This is a genomic window from Anaerosporobacter mobilis DSM 15930 (genome assembly GCF_900142955.1).
Taxonomy (GTDB): domain Bacteria; phylum Bacillota; class Clostridia; order Lachnospirales; family Lachnospiraceae; genus Anaerosporobacter; species Anaerosporobacter mobilis.
In genome coordinates this window covers 367,676-385,504 of sequence record NZ_FRCP01000005.1, presented here as the reverse complement: position 1 = coordinate 385,504, position 17,829 = coordinate 367,676, and the positions used below count along the sequence as shown (strand labels likewise).

Genomic DNA, 17,829 nt, shown 5'->3' with positions numbered 1-17,829 from the left:
CGTATCATTGTTTATTCTTATAATAAAAGATAGCAATCTGTGTACGATCGCGTAGATTTAATTTTTCGAGTATAAGGCTTATGTAGTTACGCACAGTACCCTCGCTTAAGAATAATGTTTCTGAGATTTCTTTGTTAGAATATCCTTCCGCAATTTGCGTGATTAATTCGTATTCTTTCGTGGTGATTCCATTATCTTCATAAATTTTAGTTGAAGACGATTGGTTCATAAGAGTAGGTAATTTGGTGATAATCTCACTACCATATACGTTTTGTCCCATCTCAACAGCTTTGATTGAAGGAACAATACTTTCATAATTTTGTTTTAGCATATATCCTTTAGCACCGATATTCAAGGCTTTGATAATATAATCATCATCTAAAAAGGTGGTTAAGTAAAGAATCTTTGCTTCCGGGTGTTTCTTTAAAATCACTTCGCCAGCTTCTAGACCAGTCATTCCTTCCATACGTATGTCCATAAGAACTACATCAGGATTTAATTTTTCATACAGTTCTATTGCAGCTGCTCCGTTGTTATCTGTACCGATAACGGTAATATCAGGATCTGCTGATAAGATAATCTTTAGTGATGAACATACTAAATTATCATCGTCAATTACCAGAATGTTCATGTAATTATTGTCCTCCCTTTTTTGGAATTGTTATGAATATTTCAAATCCTTTATCTGTAAGGATATTAAAATTACCTTGAAAAGCTTTAATACGATCTGCCATACTTTGCAAGCCCATACCATCACCGGTTTTGTTTTGGGATAGGTACCATTTAGCGGTGGAGGTTAGGGTGCCATTATCAGCGATAATTAACTGATACATGGCGGGGTGTTCTAATAGCTTAATTGATACATTCGTTGCATTGGAGTGTTTCATAACATTATTAAGAGATTCTTTCACAATGTTAATTAAGCTACTCTTTACTTTGGCATTTGGTTGGGTAGTTAAATCATATTGAAAATTCACATGACAGAAGGTGAAATCACTTGTGAGCCTATGAATGGAATTGTATAGGTCGATAGATTCGTCATGCATGTTGTGAATACTACTTCTAATACTGTCCATTCCATCTGAAATGGAATCCCTTAGACTTGTTAAGGTTTCTTTCGTGATATCTTCTTTGGTTATCGTAAGTAAGGCACCGATTTGAAGCAGAGATCTTGATAATAGGTGTCCGATGTTATCATGTATTTCTTTAGAGATACGATTACGCTCACTAAGCATAGCGGCAGTAATTTCGATATCTTGGTTTTCAAGCAACGTTTGATTTTGTTTCTCAAGTATGATTTCTAATTCTTTTGTATCATCACGAAGATTATTGTATTCATTAATCAAAGTATTTTCTTTTTCTGATTTATATTTGATTAGTAAACCTGTTACAACCATTACGCAAAAGAGAAGTAGTTTATTGTTGTAATAGAAGCCAAAGTTAACGACAAAAGGAATGACAGCAAACACAATTGCAGATTGAAGTTCAATAGTAAATATGTCATAAACCATGATTGGAAGGTAATACAGTAAAACTGGATAGAAGGCACTAATTATTAAAAATAGTACAAACACACCTACCTTAAGTTGCTTTTTCTCTGTACAGGTAGAGAGGCAAGTGAAGATAATAACAAGAAGAAAGTACACGATTGCATAGGTACTGTTAAAATTCAAAAAGCAAAATGCACTACTGAGTGCTAGCAAAACTAGTTTATCAATAATCTCAATCAAATCGATATACCCCCTCCTTATTAGATGAATAATTCCAATATGTGAAACTTCGAGTTGGCAATGTTCACCTAAACCTTCTTAAACTATACCATCCCCACATTAAAATCTCAATAAAAATCCCATGTTACATTTGTCATATTAATTCATGACGGTTTACACTAGAGACCATTCCCAAATCATGGTATAGTTATGCTACAGGATTAAAATTTAATGTATCTAGTAGGGAATTAGGGATAAACCCTGTTGAATGATGGAGGAAAATGTATGGTAGTCAAAGTTAACAACTTAGTTAAAAGGTACGAGAAACTAGTAGCCTTAGATCATCTGAGTCTTGAGATACAAGAAGGAGAGATATTTGGTCTTCTTGGACCAAATGGTTCGGGAAAATCCACAACAATCAATTGTATTCTATCACTATTAAAATATGATAAAGGTTCCATTGAGATTTTTGGAAAACAGATGCGACCAGATGCCTACGACATTAAGAGAGATATCGGAATTATAATGCAGAATGTTGCTGTCTTTAATGAACTTACCGTATATGATAATATTTATTATTTTTGTAGTCTTTATGTAAAAGATCCAAAGGAGATTAGAAGATTGACAGAAGAAGCAATTGAGTTTGTTTCGTTAGAAGATTTTAAGAAATTCTATCCTAAGAAATTAAGTGGTGGTCTTCTTAGAAGACTTAATATTGCATGTGGTATTGCGCATAAACCCAAACTAATTATACTTGATGAGCCTACTGTAGCAGTTGATCCACAAAGTAGGAACAAGATACTGGAAGGTATCAAGAAATTGAACGAAGGTGGAGCAACAATTATATATACAACGCATTACATGGAGGAAGTAGAACAACTTTGTGACCGAATTGCAATTATTGATAAGGGGAAAGTAATTGCAAGTGGTACGAAAGAAGAACTTAAGAATATGATTTCTCTTGGAGAAACCATCACTCTTGAAACTTATCATTTGACAGAAGAAAACATTGAAGAAATTAAGAATATACCAAACATAGCAAGTGTTGATTATAATGGACAAACGGTAGTAGTTAAGTCTAAAAAGGGTAAGAACAATTTAGTTCATGTACTAAATTATTTTGAAAACCGTAAGATACCTATGGGTAAAATCTATTCCGAACTTCCTACCTTAAATGACGTATTCCTAGAGATCACAGGAAAAGAGTTGAGGGATTAATGGGAAGAAAGGGAGGATATGAACGATGATGCTTAGATTATATTATATGAGGTTGAAATGTCTCTTTAGGAATAAAGAAAGCTTATTTTGGTCTGCACTTTTTCCGATTTTCTTATCATTTGTATTTAGTTTAGTGTTTTCGAATTTTGAGAAAGAAGAGCAATTTGCAACAATAAATATTGCTATCGTTGAATCACAGGAGCAAAGTTATATTATTGATGCAGCAAAAGAAGCGAAATATGGTGAAGATACCGCTATGTTTGATATACAACAAGTTAACGAGAATGATGCAAAGGATCTTTTGAAGAAGGGTGAGATAACGGGATATATTGTTGATGGTGAGAAACCGAGCTTATATATTGGAGGTTCTGGAATTGAAGCAACGATTCTGAAATCCTTTGTAGATAATTATCTGCAAACAGTAAAGAAGATCTCAATTGTAGCAAGTACTAATCCAGAGAAAGTACAAGAATTAATTAATGGATCAATGAAGAGAGCTGATTATATTAGTGACACGAACGTATCTGGCAGGGCACCAAACTTTACCTTGATTTATTATTATGCTTTATTAGCATTAGCATGTTTGTATGGTAGTAATTTTGGTATTACAGAGATTAGTGATATACAAGCAGACAAATCAGCAAAGGGAGCGAGGATTAATGTGGCTCCTGTTCATAAGTTAAAATTGTTAATCTGCAATATATTTGCAGCAATCACGGTTCAAGTGCTTTGTGTATTAGTAGCCATTACTTTTATGGCATATGTGTTGTCCATTGATTTTGGTTCAAGAGTCGGATTAGTGGTACTAACCTGTGTGCTTGCAAGTATTTGCGGTGTAACATTTGGTGCAATGTTACGATCTGTTCTTAAGAAGAATGAGAAGACTGTTAATGCAATTTCAAATGCTGCGGTATTGATATTATCGTTCTTATCAGGGCTTATGAATCCTGAAGTAAAATATATGGTAGCGGATAATATACCAATTTTTGCTAAAATCAATCCTGCTAATCTAATAACAGATAGCTTCTATTATTTGTACTATTTTGATTCACTTGATAGATACTGGTTTAATATCGTTTGTATGGTACTTGTTACTCTAGTATTTGTAGCAATCACATATTTCGCCACAAGGAGGAGACAATATGCAAGTATTTAATGGTTATATCAAAGTATTAAAAAGATCAATTCCCACGTTGTTAATCTATGTGGCAGTATTTTCAGTAATTTTAATTATCTTCTCAAATTCTGGTGGGAGTAAAGCAGGAGGAACATTCGAAGCAACAAAAGTACCGACCGCATTCGTTAATAATGATAAGGATAGTGCGTTAATAGCAGATTTTAAAGAATACTTAGGAGATTATTGTGAATTTATTGATATTGGAACGGATCAAGAAGAGTTACAAGATGCGTTATTCATTCGCAAGGTTGAATATATCATTAATATTGACGAGGGTTTCGAACAACGTTTCTTAGATGGAAAAGTAGTAGCAATTGATAAAAGAAGTGTTCCAGACTCACAGAATAGTTATTATGTTGACAATGCTGTAAACACATATTTTAATACACTAAAAACCTATGCAGATACCATGCCAGATGCTTCATTAGGTGAACTCTGTAGCCTAACTAGGGATACCCTAAAAGAATCCGCTACCGTTAATCTGGTACAGGATAAAGTGGTTGCAAGTGCAACAAAGCATTATAACATATTTTTTAATTTCCTATCGTATCTATTTGTGGCAGGGTTCATTTCTTGTATTGGAAGTATTATGTTAGTATTTAATGATGTAAATATAAGAAGAAGGAATACTGTTGCTCCTATTTCGAATAAGATTGTTAACTTACAGATGATGATTGCTAATTTTATCTTTGTTTGTATCTTCTTTATAATTATGATTAGTATAGGTATTATGCTTAGCCCTAGCAAAGTTGCATCGTTTGGATTGGGACTTAATATATTAAATTCTTTTGTATTCTTATTTAGTGCACTTGCTATTAGCTATATTGTTGGGTTAACAGCAAAATCAGAAAATGTAGTTGGAGCGATTGCAACCATTGTTTCCCTTGGTCTTGCGTTCTTAAGTGGAGCTTTTGTGCCACAATTTCTACTATCCGATACGGTGCTTAAGGTGGCTAGATTTACACCGAATTTTTGGTATGTATATACCAATGATAAGATTGCAGAGATTACTACATTTACGAAAGCAAATGTATCAGAATTGCTTGGTTATATGGGAATACAAATGGTATTTGCTGTCGCATTATTTTGTATTGCAATAGTAATTAGTAAGATGAAAAGTCAACGCACAGAATAATTAATACTTGATTTTATGAATTTTTTCGATATAATATACATTGACTAATAAGTAGGTCGACGGTACTGTCGACCTTAATTAATTTAGGTTGCTGCGAGGTCATGTAATAATCCGTCATGCAACAATCTTAGTTGACAAGGAGTATATTGTATAATGAGTATATTAAATGTAACGAATCTCAACCATGGCTTTGGAGATCGTGCTATCTTTAATAATGTGTCATTCCGTTTACTTAAAGGAGAGCATATTGGACTAGTAGGTGCAAATGGTGAGGGTAAGTCTACCTTTATGAATATAGTTACTGGTAAATTAATGCCAGATGAAGGGAATGTAGAATGGTCTAAGAATGTACGTGTAGGTTATCTAGACCAGCATGCAGTACTTACAAAAGGAATGACAATACGTGACGTACTTAAATCAGCATTTGCGTTTCTTTTTGATTTAGAAGCAAAGATGAATGATTTGTGTAACAAGATGGCAGAAGCAGACGATGATGAACTTGCTGCTTTGATGGAAGAGTTTGGTGTCATTCAAGATACTTTAGATTCCCATGATTTTTATATCATTGATTCTAAGGTTGATGAGATTTCAAGAGCATTAGGTTTAGATGCAATTGGACTTGATAAAGATGTTACAGACTTAAGCGGTGGTCAAAGAACGAAGATTCTGCTTGCGAAATTATTACTAGAGAAACCTGATATTCTTCTTCTAGACGAGCCTACGAACTACTTAGATGTTGTTCATATCGAATGGTTAAAACGTTACTTACAAGAATACGAGAATGCATTCATATTGATTTCCCATGATATCCCGTTTCTTAATAGTGTGGTTAATATTATCTATCACGTGGAGAACGCGGAGTTAAATCGTTATGTGGGTGATTACGATAAATTCTTAGAAGTATATGAAGTGAAGAAAGCACAATTAGAGGCAGCTTATAAGAGACAACAACAAGAAATCAATGAGTTACAAGATTTCGTAGCTAGAAACAAAGCCAGAGTTTCTACTAGAAACATGGCGATGTCAAGGCAGAAGAAGTTAGACAAGATGGATGTAATTGAACTTGCAAAAGAGAAACCAAAACCAGAGTTTAACTTCAAAGAAGCTCGTGCTGCTAGCCGTTATATTTTCCAAACAGAACACCTTGTAATTGGATATGAAGAACCATTATCAAAACCAATTACCTTCTCAATGGAACGTGGTGAGAAACTAGTTCTTACTGGTGCAAATGGTATTGGTAAGTCAACTTTATTAAAGAGCATCTTAGGAATTATTCCTCCTCTTGAAGGTAAAGTTACACTAGGGGATTACTTATACAAAGGCTACTTTGAACAAGAGATGACTGGTGCTAAGAACAATACCTGTATCGAAGAAATCTGGAAAGAGTTCCCGTCCTATACGCAATACGAAGTGCGTTCGGCACTTGCCAAATGTGGTTTGACTACGAAACATATTGAGAGTCAAGTTCGTGTACTTAGTGGTGGTGAGCAAGCGAAAGTTCGTCTGTGTAAGTTAATTAATGTAGAAACTAATATTTTATTACTAGATGAGCCTACTAATCATCTTGATGTAGAGGCAAAAGACGAATTAAAGAGAGCGTTAAAAGCTTACAAAGGAAGTATTCTTTTGATTTGCCATGAGCCTGAATTCTATGAAGACTTTGCAACAAAAGTAATTGATTGCTCTAATTGGTCTACGAGGATCTAAGTACTATAATTTTGATGTGAATTATCGAATGTTAACAAAAAGTTGACATGGTATGATACGTGGATTATAATTTAACAATAAAGAATAAGTCATAAGAGAATGAGAATTCTTTTATGACTTTTTTGATACAAGCGATTCATTAAGAAATCGCACTCACTCATTAGAGACATTTGTGGGAATCACAGAAAGTAAAGAGGTGTGTATAAAATGAAAAATTTCAGTAATTATAACGATTTTAGTAGAAAAGAAGATTTACATTTCGAATCTAGAGCTGTTCATGGTGCATTAGGTAATGATCCTATTACAGGTGCTGTAAGCTTTCCAATATATCAAACATCAACATTCCGTCATAAAGGATTAGGACAATCAACAGGTTTTGATTATTCTCGTCTTCAAAATCCAACAAGACAAGAATTAGAAAGAACGATGGCCATCTTAGAAGAAGGATTTGAAGGCTTTGCTTTCACAAGTGGACAAGCAGCGAATATGGCTGTTTTCATGAACTTGAATGAAGGTGATGAAGTTTTATTAACAGATGATATCTATGGTGGGACGTATCGTATCGGTGAGGATATTTACCGTAGATATGGAGCTGATTTCAAATACGTTGATATGTCAAACGTAGAAGATGTTAGAGCAGCAGTTACTGAGAAAACAAAGATTATCTTTATTGAGACACCAACCAATCCAATGATGAAAGTGGCAGATATTGAAGAAATTTCAAAGATTGCGAAAACTGTTGGTGCTATTACCGTAGTTGATAATACCTTCCTATCACCATATTTCCAGAAACCATTAACACTTGGTGCAGATATAGTAGTTCATAGTGGTACTAAGTTTATTGGTGGTCATAATGATGCTCTTGCTGGTATCGTTGTTGTTAAGACACCGGAGATGGCAGAGTTTATCCGTGGCCAAATTAAGACACAAGGTAATATGCTTGCTCCATTTGATAGTTGGTTATTAATTCGTGGTTTGAAAACACTACCACTTCGTATGGATCGTCATAACGAGAATGCAATGAAGGTTGCTAATTGGTTAAGAACACAACCGAAAGTAACAAAGGTATATTATGTAGGTTTTGAAGATCATATTAACTATGATGTGACTAAGAAACAGACGTCAGGATTTGGTGGTATGATTTCCTTTAATGTAGATAGTTTGGAAACTGTAGAGAAGTTATTATCAAAATTAGATATGATTATGTTTGCAGAGAGTTTAGGTGGAACAGAGACTTTAATTACTTACCCACGTACACAAACCCATGAATCCTTAACTGAAGAGACAAGACAGAAACTTGGTATTACAGAAACCTTCTTACGTTTATCAGTTGGTCTTGAGCATGTTGATGACATTATCAAAGATCTTGATCAAGCATTAAACAGCTAGATAGTGAAGCGAAACTCGACAGTTATTAAACACACTTGAAAACTTGATGGGATACACGAAACACTATAGTTATTATGCTATCGTTTCTTAGCACCCCATCAAGTTTTCAGGTGTGGGTCTAAGTTGTGGTGAGTTTTGCATTGCGCTGTTTTGGTTAAATTATGAAGTGATTACGTAGTTAAAGAAATAATAGATAGGATCTGTGTAGAATTGCACAGGTCTAGGTGAGAACAATAGACTGCTCACGCTCATTTATTTATGTAGTATTGTAGATAGATTAAATAACTAAGATTCAACAGGCTAAGAGCAATAAATCAAAAATAATTTTCGTGCTTCATTACCGTAGTGTTTGTAAGGGTTTACAAGATACGGGGAGCAGGGTTGAAAGATTTTAAATATTATGAAAGGGGCCATGCATTGCTTTCTTTCAACCTATTATAAGAGCAGCATCACAAGAACGTTTGTGATAGGCATGGGGTTAAGATGAGAATTCGTTTTACGAAGATGCAAGCGTATGGTAATGATTATGTATATATTGATGCCATTAATCAAAAGGTGAATAATTTACCAGAACTTGCGAGATACGTAAGTGATAGACATTTTGCTATTGGTTCAGATGGTATGGTTTTGATTTGCCCTTCTGAGGTGGCAGATTTTAGAATGCGTATGTTTAATCCGGATGGAACAGAGGGTGAAATGTGCGGTAATGCTCTTCGAAGTGTTGGCAAATATGTATATGATCATAGATTTACGGATAAAGAGTCCCTAACGATTGAAACTCTTGGTGGGATTCAGAAGTTGCAACTATTTATTGAAAATGGAGTAGCAGTGAATATCAAGGCTGATATTGGAGAGCCAAGACTCAGTACGAAAGTAATTCCTGTGAATAGCGAGTTAGAAGAATTCATAGAGCAACCAGTAACTGTCCTTGATAGACAGTTCCATACAACAGCAGTGTCTTGGGGGAATCCTCACTGTGTACAGTTTATAGATGATGTAGCATCTTTTGATGTGCATGGTTATGGAAAAGCTTTTGAATATAATACAGAATTATTCCCTAATAAGACAAATGTAACTTTTGCCCAAGTAATTAGTAGAGACTATATTAAGATGCGTGAATGGGAAAGAGGAACTGGTGAAACCATTGGTTGTGGAACGGGCTGCTGTACAGCTGTAGTAGCGGCTGTATTAACAGGAAGATGTGACCGCAAAGTAACTGTTGAACAAATTGGTGGTCCATTAGCAGTAGAATGGGATGAAGAGACAAATCATGTTTTCATGACTGGACCATCTCATACGATGTTTGAATCCGATATTGAAGTCGGACACATAGTTAAGGAAGAATAATGATAACGTTATCCCCTATTCTTTGATATGATGGAGTTGCATGGAGAAGAAGAGGGGATATTTGTGCGTAATAGTAATGACTCATTGAATAATAAATCTAGGAAAGGAGCCATGTAATCCACTTAATTATATTACGATGGGTGGAAGTGTAAAGGAACTTGAGAGAGGCCGATACACTATGCATGGGATGTAAAATGCAATTACGTAAATTACTAGAACAAGTTGATTATAAAGTATTAAAAGGTAAATTAGACCTGTCAGTCACAGATGTTATCTATGATTCAAGAAAAGTTAAAAAAGATGTGGCTTTTCTTTGTATTAGTGGGACGGCTGTTGATGCGCACAGATTTATTCCGGATGCAGTTGCAAAAGGAGCTAGTGTTATTGTTGTCCAAAAGATGATAGAAGTTGAAGGCAATGTAACGGTTATTCAAGTAGAGAGTACAAGAAAAGCATTAGCACTTATGTCAGCGTCACTTTTTGATTATCCTGCTAAGAAGATGATAACAATCGGTTTAACAGGGACCAAAGGTAAGACTACTACAACTTACATGATTCAGAAGATGCTAGAAGAAGCAGGCAAGAAGGTTGGAGTTATAGGAACGATTGGTGCGGTAATTAATGGAGCAAAAGTAAAGACCGAAAATACAACCCCGGAATCATATGAATTACACTCTTTATTTAATGAGATGGTTGAGGCGGGGTGTGAGTATGTAGTTATGGAGGTATCTTCTCAAGGATTGAAGATGGACCGTGTTGCTGGAATAGAATTTGATTACGGTGTATTCACAAACTTTTCGGCAGATCATATCGGACCTACAGAGCACGCAGATATGGAAGAATACTTATATTGTAAGAGTTTACTATTCAAACAATGTAAGGTTGGAATCATAAACAAAGATGATGATTATTATGTGGGTGTGCTTGAAGGACATACGTGTGAAGTGCAAACCTTCGGTTTTAGTGAAGGTGCGGATTTACGTGCATCGAATATCGATTTCTTAATGATGCATGGACATCTTGGGATTTCCTTTGATGTTGAAGGCAAGTTAAATGCGCATGTTAAGACCAATATACCAGGAAGATTTAGCTCGTATAATTCGATGGTAGCGTTATTAGTAGGGATTAATATTGGCTTATCAAAAGAAGTTATGTTAGATGCTCTTTCGAATATTACGGTTCGAGGCCGCGCTGAAATCGTTAAAGTATCGGATGAATTTATTGTTATGATTGACTATGCTCATAATGCAGTAAGTGTTGAGAGTCTATTAACGACAGTTTCTGAATATAATCCAAAGAGAATAATTTGTGTATATGGTTGCGGTGGTAATCGTTCCAAATTACGTCGTTATGATATGGGTGAACTATGTGGTAAGATGGCAGATTTGTCAATTTTAACATGTGATAATCCTAGAGATGAAGAAGTTTCGGATATCAATGATGATATTAAAGTCGGACTTGCTAGAAGCGGTGGTAATTATATGGAAATCGAAGATCGTACTGAAGCGATTCACTATGCGCTCGACCATGCAAGGACTGGAGATATCATTATCCTTATTGGTAAAGGCCATGAGGAATATCAAGAAATTAAAGGGGTAAAACATTATTACAATGAGCGTGAAGTAATTGAGGAATATGCAAATAACAGAACATTTGCGTTGAAATAGTTATATACTAGTAATAAAGTGGATTTTATTAATGGGAGTGAATACATGAAACTGTATACCTTGTTACAAGAAGTTTCTTACACTGTAGTACAAGGAAGCATAGATATTGATATTACCGATATATCCATGAATTCGAGAAAAGAACAAAAGAGCACCGCCTTCGTTTGTATAAACGGAGCTACCGTCGATGGACACATATTTGTGGAAGAAGTTATCAAAAAAGGTGCAGCAGCTATAGTTGTAGAAGAAGAAATAACGGGTATGGAGCAGTTTAATGTTACCATTATTCGTGTTACGGATACGAAGTACGCATATGCAGCTATGTCTGCTGCGTATTTTGGATATCCAGCGAGGAAATTAACAACAATTGGTGTTACAGGTACGAAGGGAAAGACGACAATCACCTATATGATTCGATCTATTCTTCAATATGCTGGATTAAAAACTGGCTTAATTGGAACGATTGAAGCGATTATTGGTGATGATAGAATACCTTCGGATAATACAACTCCAGAAGCCTATACATTACAGAAATATCTCCGTCAAATGGTAGATGATGGCTGCGAGTATGCTGTAATGGAAGTTTCTTCCCAAGGGCTTAAATTAGAGCGTACAGCCACAATACTCTTTGATTATGGTATCTTTACCAATCTAGAAGAAGACCATATTGGTCCGAAAGAACATGCAGATATGGAAGAATACATAAGATGTAAGGGGAAATTGTTCAAACAATGTAGATGTGGTATTGTCAATAGCGATGATCCGTACGTTATGCAAGTGCTTGAAGGGCATACCTGTGAAGTAGAGTCCTACGGTCTGACAAAGGAAGCGGATTCGTACGCAACAGATATTAGAAGATATCAAGATGAAAATATGCTAGGCGTAAAATTCCGTGTGAATGGAAAGGTAAATCTTGATGCCTGCCTACCAATACCGGGTGTATTCAATGTATATAATGCGTTAACCACTATTGCGTTATGTAGACATCTCCCGGTACCTATGAATATACTTGTAGAAGCACTTAATCATGTAAGCGTAAAAGGTCGTATGGAGATAGTTAAAGTGCCGGGGTCGTATCTTCTTATGATTGATTATGCCCATAATGCTTTAAGTTTAAAGAGTCTATTAACTACGCTTCGTGAGTATGAACCGAAACGTATTGTATGTTTGTTTGGATGTGGAGGTAATCGTTCAAAATTAAGAAGATATGAAATGGGTGAGATATCTGCAAAGATGGCAGATCTGACAGTTATCACTTCGGATAATCCAAGATATGAAGAACCTATGGATATTATAGGGGATATCAAGATTGGAATCGAAAAAGGAAAAGGTAGTTGCATTATGATAGCAGATCGCCGGCAAGCAATTCAATTTTGTATGGACAATGCAACAGAAGGGGACTTTGTTATACTTGCGGGAAAAGGTCATGAAGATTATCAAGAAATCAAAGGTGTCAAATATCCGATGGATGAGAGAGTGATTATAGCGAATATTCTTGCGGGAAATCGTTATTAATATAGTCAGATTCGTGAAATTGTAACACAAGGCATAAAACACATTTTACCGCTATTATAAATAGCTTTTGATTGCTTAATTAATAAAGATATGAAAGGAATTATAACGTATGGAATTACTGAATATAGGAGAAATCGTTAAGGCCACGAAGGGAGAGTTACTTTGTGGTAATGACAAGTTACAGATTCATGCAGTAAGCACAAATTCAAAAGAAGTGGAAGAAGGTACCTTATTCGTTCCAATTGTTGGTGAACGTGTGGATGCCCATACATTTATTCCGTCTGTATTAGAAGCTGGTGGAACAGCAGTTATTACAAGTAAGAAAATTGATTTATATGGGATAAAAGAAAACCAAGCGGTTATTCAAGTAGAGGATACGAAGGAAGCATTGCAGGACTTAGCAGCTTATTACCGTGACAAATTTGATATTCCGGTAATTGGAATTACAGGTAGTGTTGGTAAAACAACCACGAAGGAGATGATATCCGCTGCACTTGAAACCAAATACAACGTTCTTAAGACTGCTGGTAATATGAACAGTCAAGTTGGGTTACCACTTACAATCTTCCGTATTGATCATACCCATGAAGTTGCGGTGATTGAGATGGGGATTAGTGAAGCGGGAGAGATGTGTAAGTTAGCACGTGTTGCTAAGCCTACACATGCAGTTATTACTAATATTGGCGTTTCTCATATTGGCCAACTTGGTTCGAGAGAGAATATTCGTAAAGAAAAATTGAATATTGTAAATGAATTTGGCGAAGGTAGTTGTCTTTTTGTGAATGGAACTGATGATATGTTAATGCATATTTTACCTTTTTCACAATTTCTTAAGTTATCTGACAAAGAAAAAACACAGAAATATGATATAATTGACGTAAGTGATGCTACAGTTGAAAGTTTATGTCGTGCTGATGTTGTCACATTTGGTTGTCAAAAAGACTGTATGTATTACGCTACAGATGCTACAGTAAGTTCTGGTCATACGAAGTTTTATCTACAAAAAACTGTAGAAGAAGTAAAATATGAGGAGAATCAAATAGAATTACAGGTACTTGGAGAACATAACATCTATAACGCACTAGTTGCTATAGCAATTGCGAATAAGTTAGGAATTGAAACATCGGTAGCAAAACATGGACTAAAAGAATATCTACCATTAGCAATGCGTGGTGAGATTGTGAAAACGAACGGTATAACAATAATTGATGATACTTATAATGCCAGTCCAGATTCCATGCGCGGTGGGATTAATGTTTTACTTGAACTAGAAAATGTTTCTCGAAGATTTGCTGTGTTAGCAGATGTTTTAGAATTAGGAGAATATTCATATTCTTGTCATTATGGCGTTGGTGAATATATTGCCAATAAGAATATAGATGAAGTAGTAACTATAGGTAATGAAGCTAAGGCTATTGTGAAAGCAGTAGAAGGTGCGAAAGTAAATATTATTACACATTCTTTTGATAGTAATCAAGAGGCGATAGTTTATCTAAAAGAAAAACTAAAATCAAAGGATGCAATCTTAGTTAAGGGATCGAGAGGCATGCATACAGACGAGATCGTTACTGCGTTAAAACAATAGAAAGTTTGATGAATAGGGAACTGTTCAATTACAAAGTCGATAAAGGTGGTGGGAGAAATGATATATGCAGACATCATAGTGGATATCTCGCATGAGAACTTAGACAAAACCTATCAGTATGCAGTACCAAAGCATCTTGAAGAAAAAGCGGTTGTTGGTTCTCTTGTTAGATTTCCATTTGGTAAGGCAAATCGTATTATCAAGGGATATATCATTTCTTTATCGCAAACACCAAGTATAGATGTGTCGTATATTAAAGAGATTGACGAGGTTGTTGATAATGCCCTTGTGATGGAATCTCATTTGATTAGGCTTGCATCTTGGATACGCGATAATTATGGTGCTACTTTGAATGATGCACTTAAAATTGTTCTTCCAGTAAAGCAAACGGTTAAGATGGTGGAAAAACGGACAATTCGTTTGCTATTAGGACTGGACGAAGCGAATGCTAAGTTAATAGAATTACAGCGAAAAAATTATAAAGCTAGAATTCGTCTTCTAGAATTATTATTAGAACGAAATGTAGTAGATTATGATACGGCAATTAATAAGTATGGGATTACTAGACCGACAATACAGACATTTGTAGAACATAATATTATTGAAGTTGAAGCAACTAAGGTTTATCGTAACCCAATTAAAAATCAGCAACAGGTAGAACAGGCAATGGTATTGACACATAAGCAACAGGCTATTGCAGATGACTTTTGTAACGAATACGATGAAGGGATTAGAAAAACATATCTACTTCATGGTATAACTGGTAGTGGAAAGACAGAAGTGTACATGGAGATGATTGAACATGTACTTGAACAAGGTAAACAGGTTATATTACTAATACCAGAAATTGCTCTAACTTATCAAACGGTAATGCGGTTCTATAAAAGATTTGGGGATCGAATATCCATTATGAACTCAAGATTGTCAAAGGGTGAACGATTCGATCAATATATGCGTGCAAAACAAGGGGATATCGATATTATGATTGGTCCAAGGTCAGCATTATTCACGCCGTTTGAGAAACTTGGATTAATTATTATAGATGAGGAACACGAAGGTAGCTACAAGAGTGAGATGCCTCCGAAGTACCATGCAAGAGAAGTAGCGATTTACAGAGCTTCCCTACTTGGTGCAAGTGTAGTACTTGGTTCTGCGACGCCATCCTTAGAAGCATATAAGCGTGCGAAAGATGGAGAATACAAGTTGTATGAATTAAATGAAAGAATTAGTGGGGCGAAGTTACCTTGTGTCTATGTAGTGGATTTAAGGGAAGAATTAAAGAAGAAGAATAAATCGATTTTTAGTGAGAAGTTGAAAGAACTTATTACAGATCGTTTGAATAATAAGGAACAGATTATGCTGTTCCTTAATCGAAGAGGATTTGCAGGTTTTGTATCTTGTAGAAGCTGTGGTCATGTAATGAAATGCCCCCATTGTGATGTTTCCCTAACCTACCATTATGGTAGGGACAAGAATAAGCTTGTTTGCCACTATTGTGGTTATGAAGAAGAGATGCCAAGTAAGTGTCCAAGTTGTGGCTCTCCATATATAGCTACGTTTGGTACCGGAACGCAGAAGGTAGAAGAGATGGTTAAGAAGGAATTCCCTACTGCTAGGGTGCTTCGTATGGATATGGATACAACGACAGGCAAAGAAGGACATGAGAAGATTCTATCAGCCTTTGCGAATCGAGAGGCTGATATCTTAGTGGGAACACAGATGATTGTTAAGGGACATGATTTTGGAAATGTTTCTTTGGTGGGTATACTAGCAGCTGATTTATCGCTGTATGCCAATGACTACCGTGCAGCTGAAAAAACATTTCAGTTATTAACACAGGCGGCAGGTCGTGCAGGTAGAAGTAAGGACAATGGAGAAGTAGTTATTCAAACGTACAATCCAGAGCATTATAGTGTAACAACCGCAGCTAATAACGATTATGAAGCGTTTTATAATCGAGAAATAGCCTTTCGAACAATGATGAAGTATCCACCTGTATCCAATATCCTTGTAGCATTTCTGACGTCTAAGAATGATGAAGCGGTTGCTAAGGCAGCTGATTTATTCAAAGCTGCAGTTCTTGATTATAAGATACAATTGAAATCCCAGATGGATACAGCGGAAGACATTGTTGAAACAGAGGACCTTGAGATCATTGGACCAGTGAAAGCAAATGTTGCGAAAGTGAATGATATATACCGATATGTACTATATATGAAGCACATGGATTATATATATTTAAAGAACCTAAAGAATTTTATGGAAGGTTTCATTGATTACTCAACTATCTTCAAAGGTTGTAATGTTCAATTTGACTTCAATCCAATGAATAGCTATTGATTTGTTGAGGGTTACAAAACTCGGGTAGGGTGTTTAACATACTTCTAGCCTTAAACACGATTCACGAAATACGCTACGAAACTAAGTACTTCTAAGAGTGCGCGTTTTGTTGTTAGATGCGTACGGAAACACCCTCAACACGACATCCTGTCGTGTTCGGGCTGGCTCGGCGTCCATGCCTCACCTTCCTAGGTATCTCGGCGTACTCTAAGAAGTACTATAGTTTCTTCGCTATCATTTCTTAGAATTGTGTTTAAGGATAGAAGTATGGGTTAGGCTTTGAAACGAGTTTCGTTAAGTTTCAACAAGGTTTGAGTAAGTAAGATTGTGTTTGAATAATTTGAGGTGTGATTGAGAGTCTTGTTGTGCACAGAGCGGTTCAATGGTAGTGGAATCAATAATAATGTCAGACTAGAAAGCTAGCTAAATATAAAATGTGAGAAAAGTATTTATTTCATTAGTTATCAAGTAAATTATCCAGAAATATTGATTATATAATCAAAACTGGTTTATTATAATAATTTAAATAGGGAAAGGAAGATTAATATGGCAATAAGAAATATAAGAACTATGGGTGATGCGGTACTTAATAAGACTGCAAAAACAATTACTGAGATGAACGATCGCACGCAGGAATTAATTGATGATATGTTAGATACGATGTATGAGGCACAGGGTGTAGGCCTTGCGGCTCCTCAAGTTGGAATCTTGAAGAGATTAGTAGTTATTGATGTATCTCCTGAGGCAAACGAGCCTATCGTTTTAATTAACCCAGAAATCATAGAAGTTAGTGGAGAGCAAACAGGTGATGAAGGCTGTCTTAGTGTTCCAGGTAAAGTTGGAGTTGTTACGAGACCTAATTACGTTAAGGTTAAGGCTTTGGATCGTAATATGGAAGAGAGAATTCTTGAAGGAGAAGGTTTACTAGCAAGAGCGTTCTGCCATGAAATTGATCATCTAGATGGTCACTTATATGTTGAGAAAGTAGAAGGAAAACTCTACAATACCAGTGATTTAGAAGAAGAGTAGGAGGGATTAGA

General features: G+C 35.6%; 13 protein-coding genes. 11 read left to right on the top strand and 2 right to left on the bottom strand.

Features of this window, described 5'->3' with window-relative positions; genetic code table 11:
- Positions 1 to 4 precede the first annotated feature (4 nt).
- A complete protein-coding gene (locus BUB90_RS01655; RefSeq protein ID WP_073282070.1) occupies positions 5 to 631 on the bottom strand; it encodes a response regulator in 627 nt (208 codons plus the stop codon).
- 4 nt (positions 632 to 635) lie between these two features.
- Positions 636 to 1,730, bottom strand: a complete 1,095-nt coding sequence (locus BUB90_RS01650) for a sensor histidine kinase (RefSeq protein WP_073282068.1) — start codon at positions 1,728 to 1,730, stop codon at positions 636 to 638.
- A 264-nt stretch (positions 1,731 to 1,994) separates the two neighbouring features.
- On the opposite strand from BUB90_RS01650, the gene BUB90_RS01645 reads away from it, so the two are divergent.
- The 11 genes from BUB90_RS01645 (at position 1,995) to def (ending at position 17,818) form a co-directional block, all read left to right on the top strand.
- On the top strand, positions 1,995 to 2,927 hold the full coding sequence (locus BUB90_RS01645) for an ABC transporter ATP-binding protein (protein WP_073282066.1): 933 nt from the start codon (positions 1,995 to 1,997) through the stop codon (positions 2,925 to 2,927).
- A gap of 25 nt (positions 2,928 to 2,952) precedes the next feature.
- A complete protein-coding gene (locus BUB90_RS01640) occupies positions 2,953 to 4,083 on the top strand; it encodes an ABC transporter permease (protein WP_073282063.1) in 1,131 nt (376 codons plus the stop codon).
- Positions 4,070 to 5,239 carry an ABC transporter permease gene (locus BUB90_RS01635; RefSeq protein WP_073282061.1) on the top strand — a complete coding sequence of 390 codons (1,170 nt, stop codon included), beginning with the start codon at positions 4,070 to 4,072 and terminating at the stop codon, positions 5,237 to 5,239. Before BUB90_RS01640 ends, BUB90_RS01635 begins: the two co-directional genes overlap by 14 nt.
- Before the next feature lie 153 nt (positions 5,240 to 5,392).
- A complete protein-coding gene (locus BUB90_RS01630) occupies positions 5,393 to 6,946 on the top strand; it encodes an ABC-F family ATP-binding cassette domain-containing protein (RefSeq protein WP_073282059.1) in 1,554 nt (517 codons plus the stop codon).
- 207 nt (positions 6,947 to 7,153) lie between these two features.
- Complete coding sequence (locus tag BUB90_RS01625; protein ID WP_073282057.1) at positions 7,154 to 8,335, top strand: trans-sulfuration enzyme family protein; 1,182 nt, start codon at positions 7,154 to 7,156, stop codon at positions 8,333 to 8,335.
- Between the two features lie 483 nt (positions 8,336 to 8,818).
- Complete coding sequence (dapF, locus tag BUB90_RS01620) at positions 8,819 to 9,682, top strand: diaminopimelate epimerase (protein ID WP_330393719.1); 864 nt, start codon at positions 8,819 to 8,821, stop codon at positions 9,680 to 9,682.
- 194 nt (positions 9,683 to 9,876) lie between these two features.
- Positions 9,877 to 11,349, top strand: coding sequence for a UDP-N-acetylmuramoyl-L-alanyl-D-glutamate--2,6-diaminopimelate ligase (locus BUB90_RS01615; RefSeq protein ID WP_073282556.1), 1,473 nt, complete (start codon positions 9,877 to 9,879; stop codon positions 11,347 to 11,349).
- Positions 11,350 to 11,394: 45 nt separating this feature from the next.
- On the top strand, positions 11,395 to 12,864 hold the full coding sequence (locus BUB90_RS01610; RefSeq protein WP_073282054.1) for a UDP-N-acetylmuramoyl-L-alanyl-D-glutamate--2,6-diaminopimelate ligase: 1,470 nt from the start codon (positions 11,395 to 11,397) through the stop codon (positions 12,862 to 12,864).
- 109 nt (positions 12,865 to 12,973) lie between these two features.
- A complete protein-coding gene (locus tag BUB90_RS01605) occupies positions 12,974 to 14,449 on the top strand; it encodes a UDP-N-acetylmuramoyl-tripeptide--D-alanyl-D-alanine ligase (RefSeq protein WP_073282052.1) in 1,476 nt (491 codons plus the stop codon).
- A gap of 57 nt (positions 14,450 to 14,506) precedes the next feature.
- Positions 14,507 to 16,789, top strand: coding sequence for a replication restart helicase PriA (gene priA / locus BUB90_RS01600; RefSeq protein WP_242952456.1), 2,283 nt, complete (start codon positions 14,507 to 14,509; stop codon positions 16,787 to 16,789).
- Positions 16,790 to 17,335: 546 nt separating this feature from the next.
- Positions 17,336 to 17,818, top strand: a complete 483-nt coding sequence (gene def / locus BUB90_RS01595; protein WP_073282049.1) for a peptide deformylase — start codon at positions 17,336 to 17,338, stop codon at positions 17,816 to 17,818.
- Positions 17,819 to 17,829: the final 11 nt, after the last annotated feature.

Coding starts and splice junctions, on each gene's coding strand:
- BUB90_RS01615 (WP_073282556.1), top strand. CDS start 9,877: ATGCAATTACGTAAATTACTAGAACAAGTTGATTATAAAGTATTAAAA.
- BUB90_RS01645 (WP_073282066.1), top strand. CDS start 1,995: ATGGTAGTCAAAGTTAACAACTTAGTTAAAAGGTACGAGAAACTAGTA.
- priA (WP_242952456.1), top strand. CDS start 14,507: ATGATATATGCAGACATCATAGTGGATATCTCGCATGAGAACTTAGAC.
- BUB90_RS01635 (WP_073282061.1), top strand. CDS start 4,070: ATGCAAGTATTTAATGGTTATATCAAAGTATTAAAAAGATCAATTCCC.
- BUB90_RS01625 (WP_073282057.1), top strand. CDS start 7,154: ATGAAAAATTTCAGTAATTATAACGATTTTAGTAGAAAAGAAGATTTA.
- BUB90_RS01655 (WP_073282070.1), bottom strand. CDS start 631: ATGAACATTCTGGTAATTGACGATGATAATTTAGTATGTTCATCACTA.
- BUB90_RS01605 (WP_073282052.1), top strand. CDS start 12,974: ATGGAATTACTGAATATAGGAGAAATCGTTAAGGCCACGAAGGGAGAG.
- def (WP_073282049.1), top strand. CDS start 17,336: ATGGCAATAAGAAATATAAGAACTATGGGTGATGCGGTACTTAATAAG.
- BUB90_RS01610 (WP_073282054.1), top strand. CDS start 11,395: ATGAAACTGTATACCTTGTTACAAGAAGTTTCTTACACTGTAGTACAA.
- BUB90_RS01630 (WP_073282059.1), top strand. CDS start 5,393: ATGAGTATATTAAATGTAACGAATCTCAACCATGGCTTTGGAGATCGT.
- BUB90_RS01640 (WP_073282063.1), top strand. CDS start 2,953: ATGATGCTTAGATTATATTATATGAGGTTGAAATGTCTCTTTAGGAAT.
- dapF (WP_330393719.1), top strand. CDS start 8,819: ATGAGAATTCGTTTTACGAAGATGCAAGCGTATGGTAATGATTATGTA.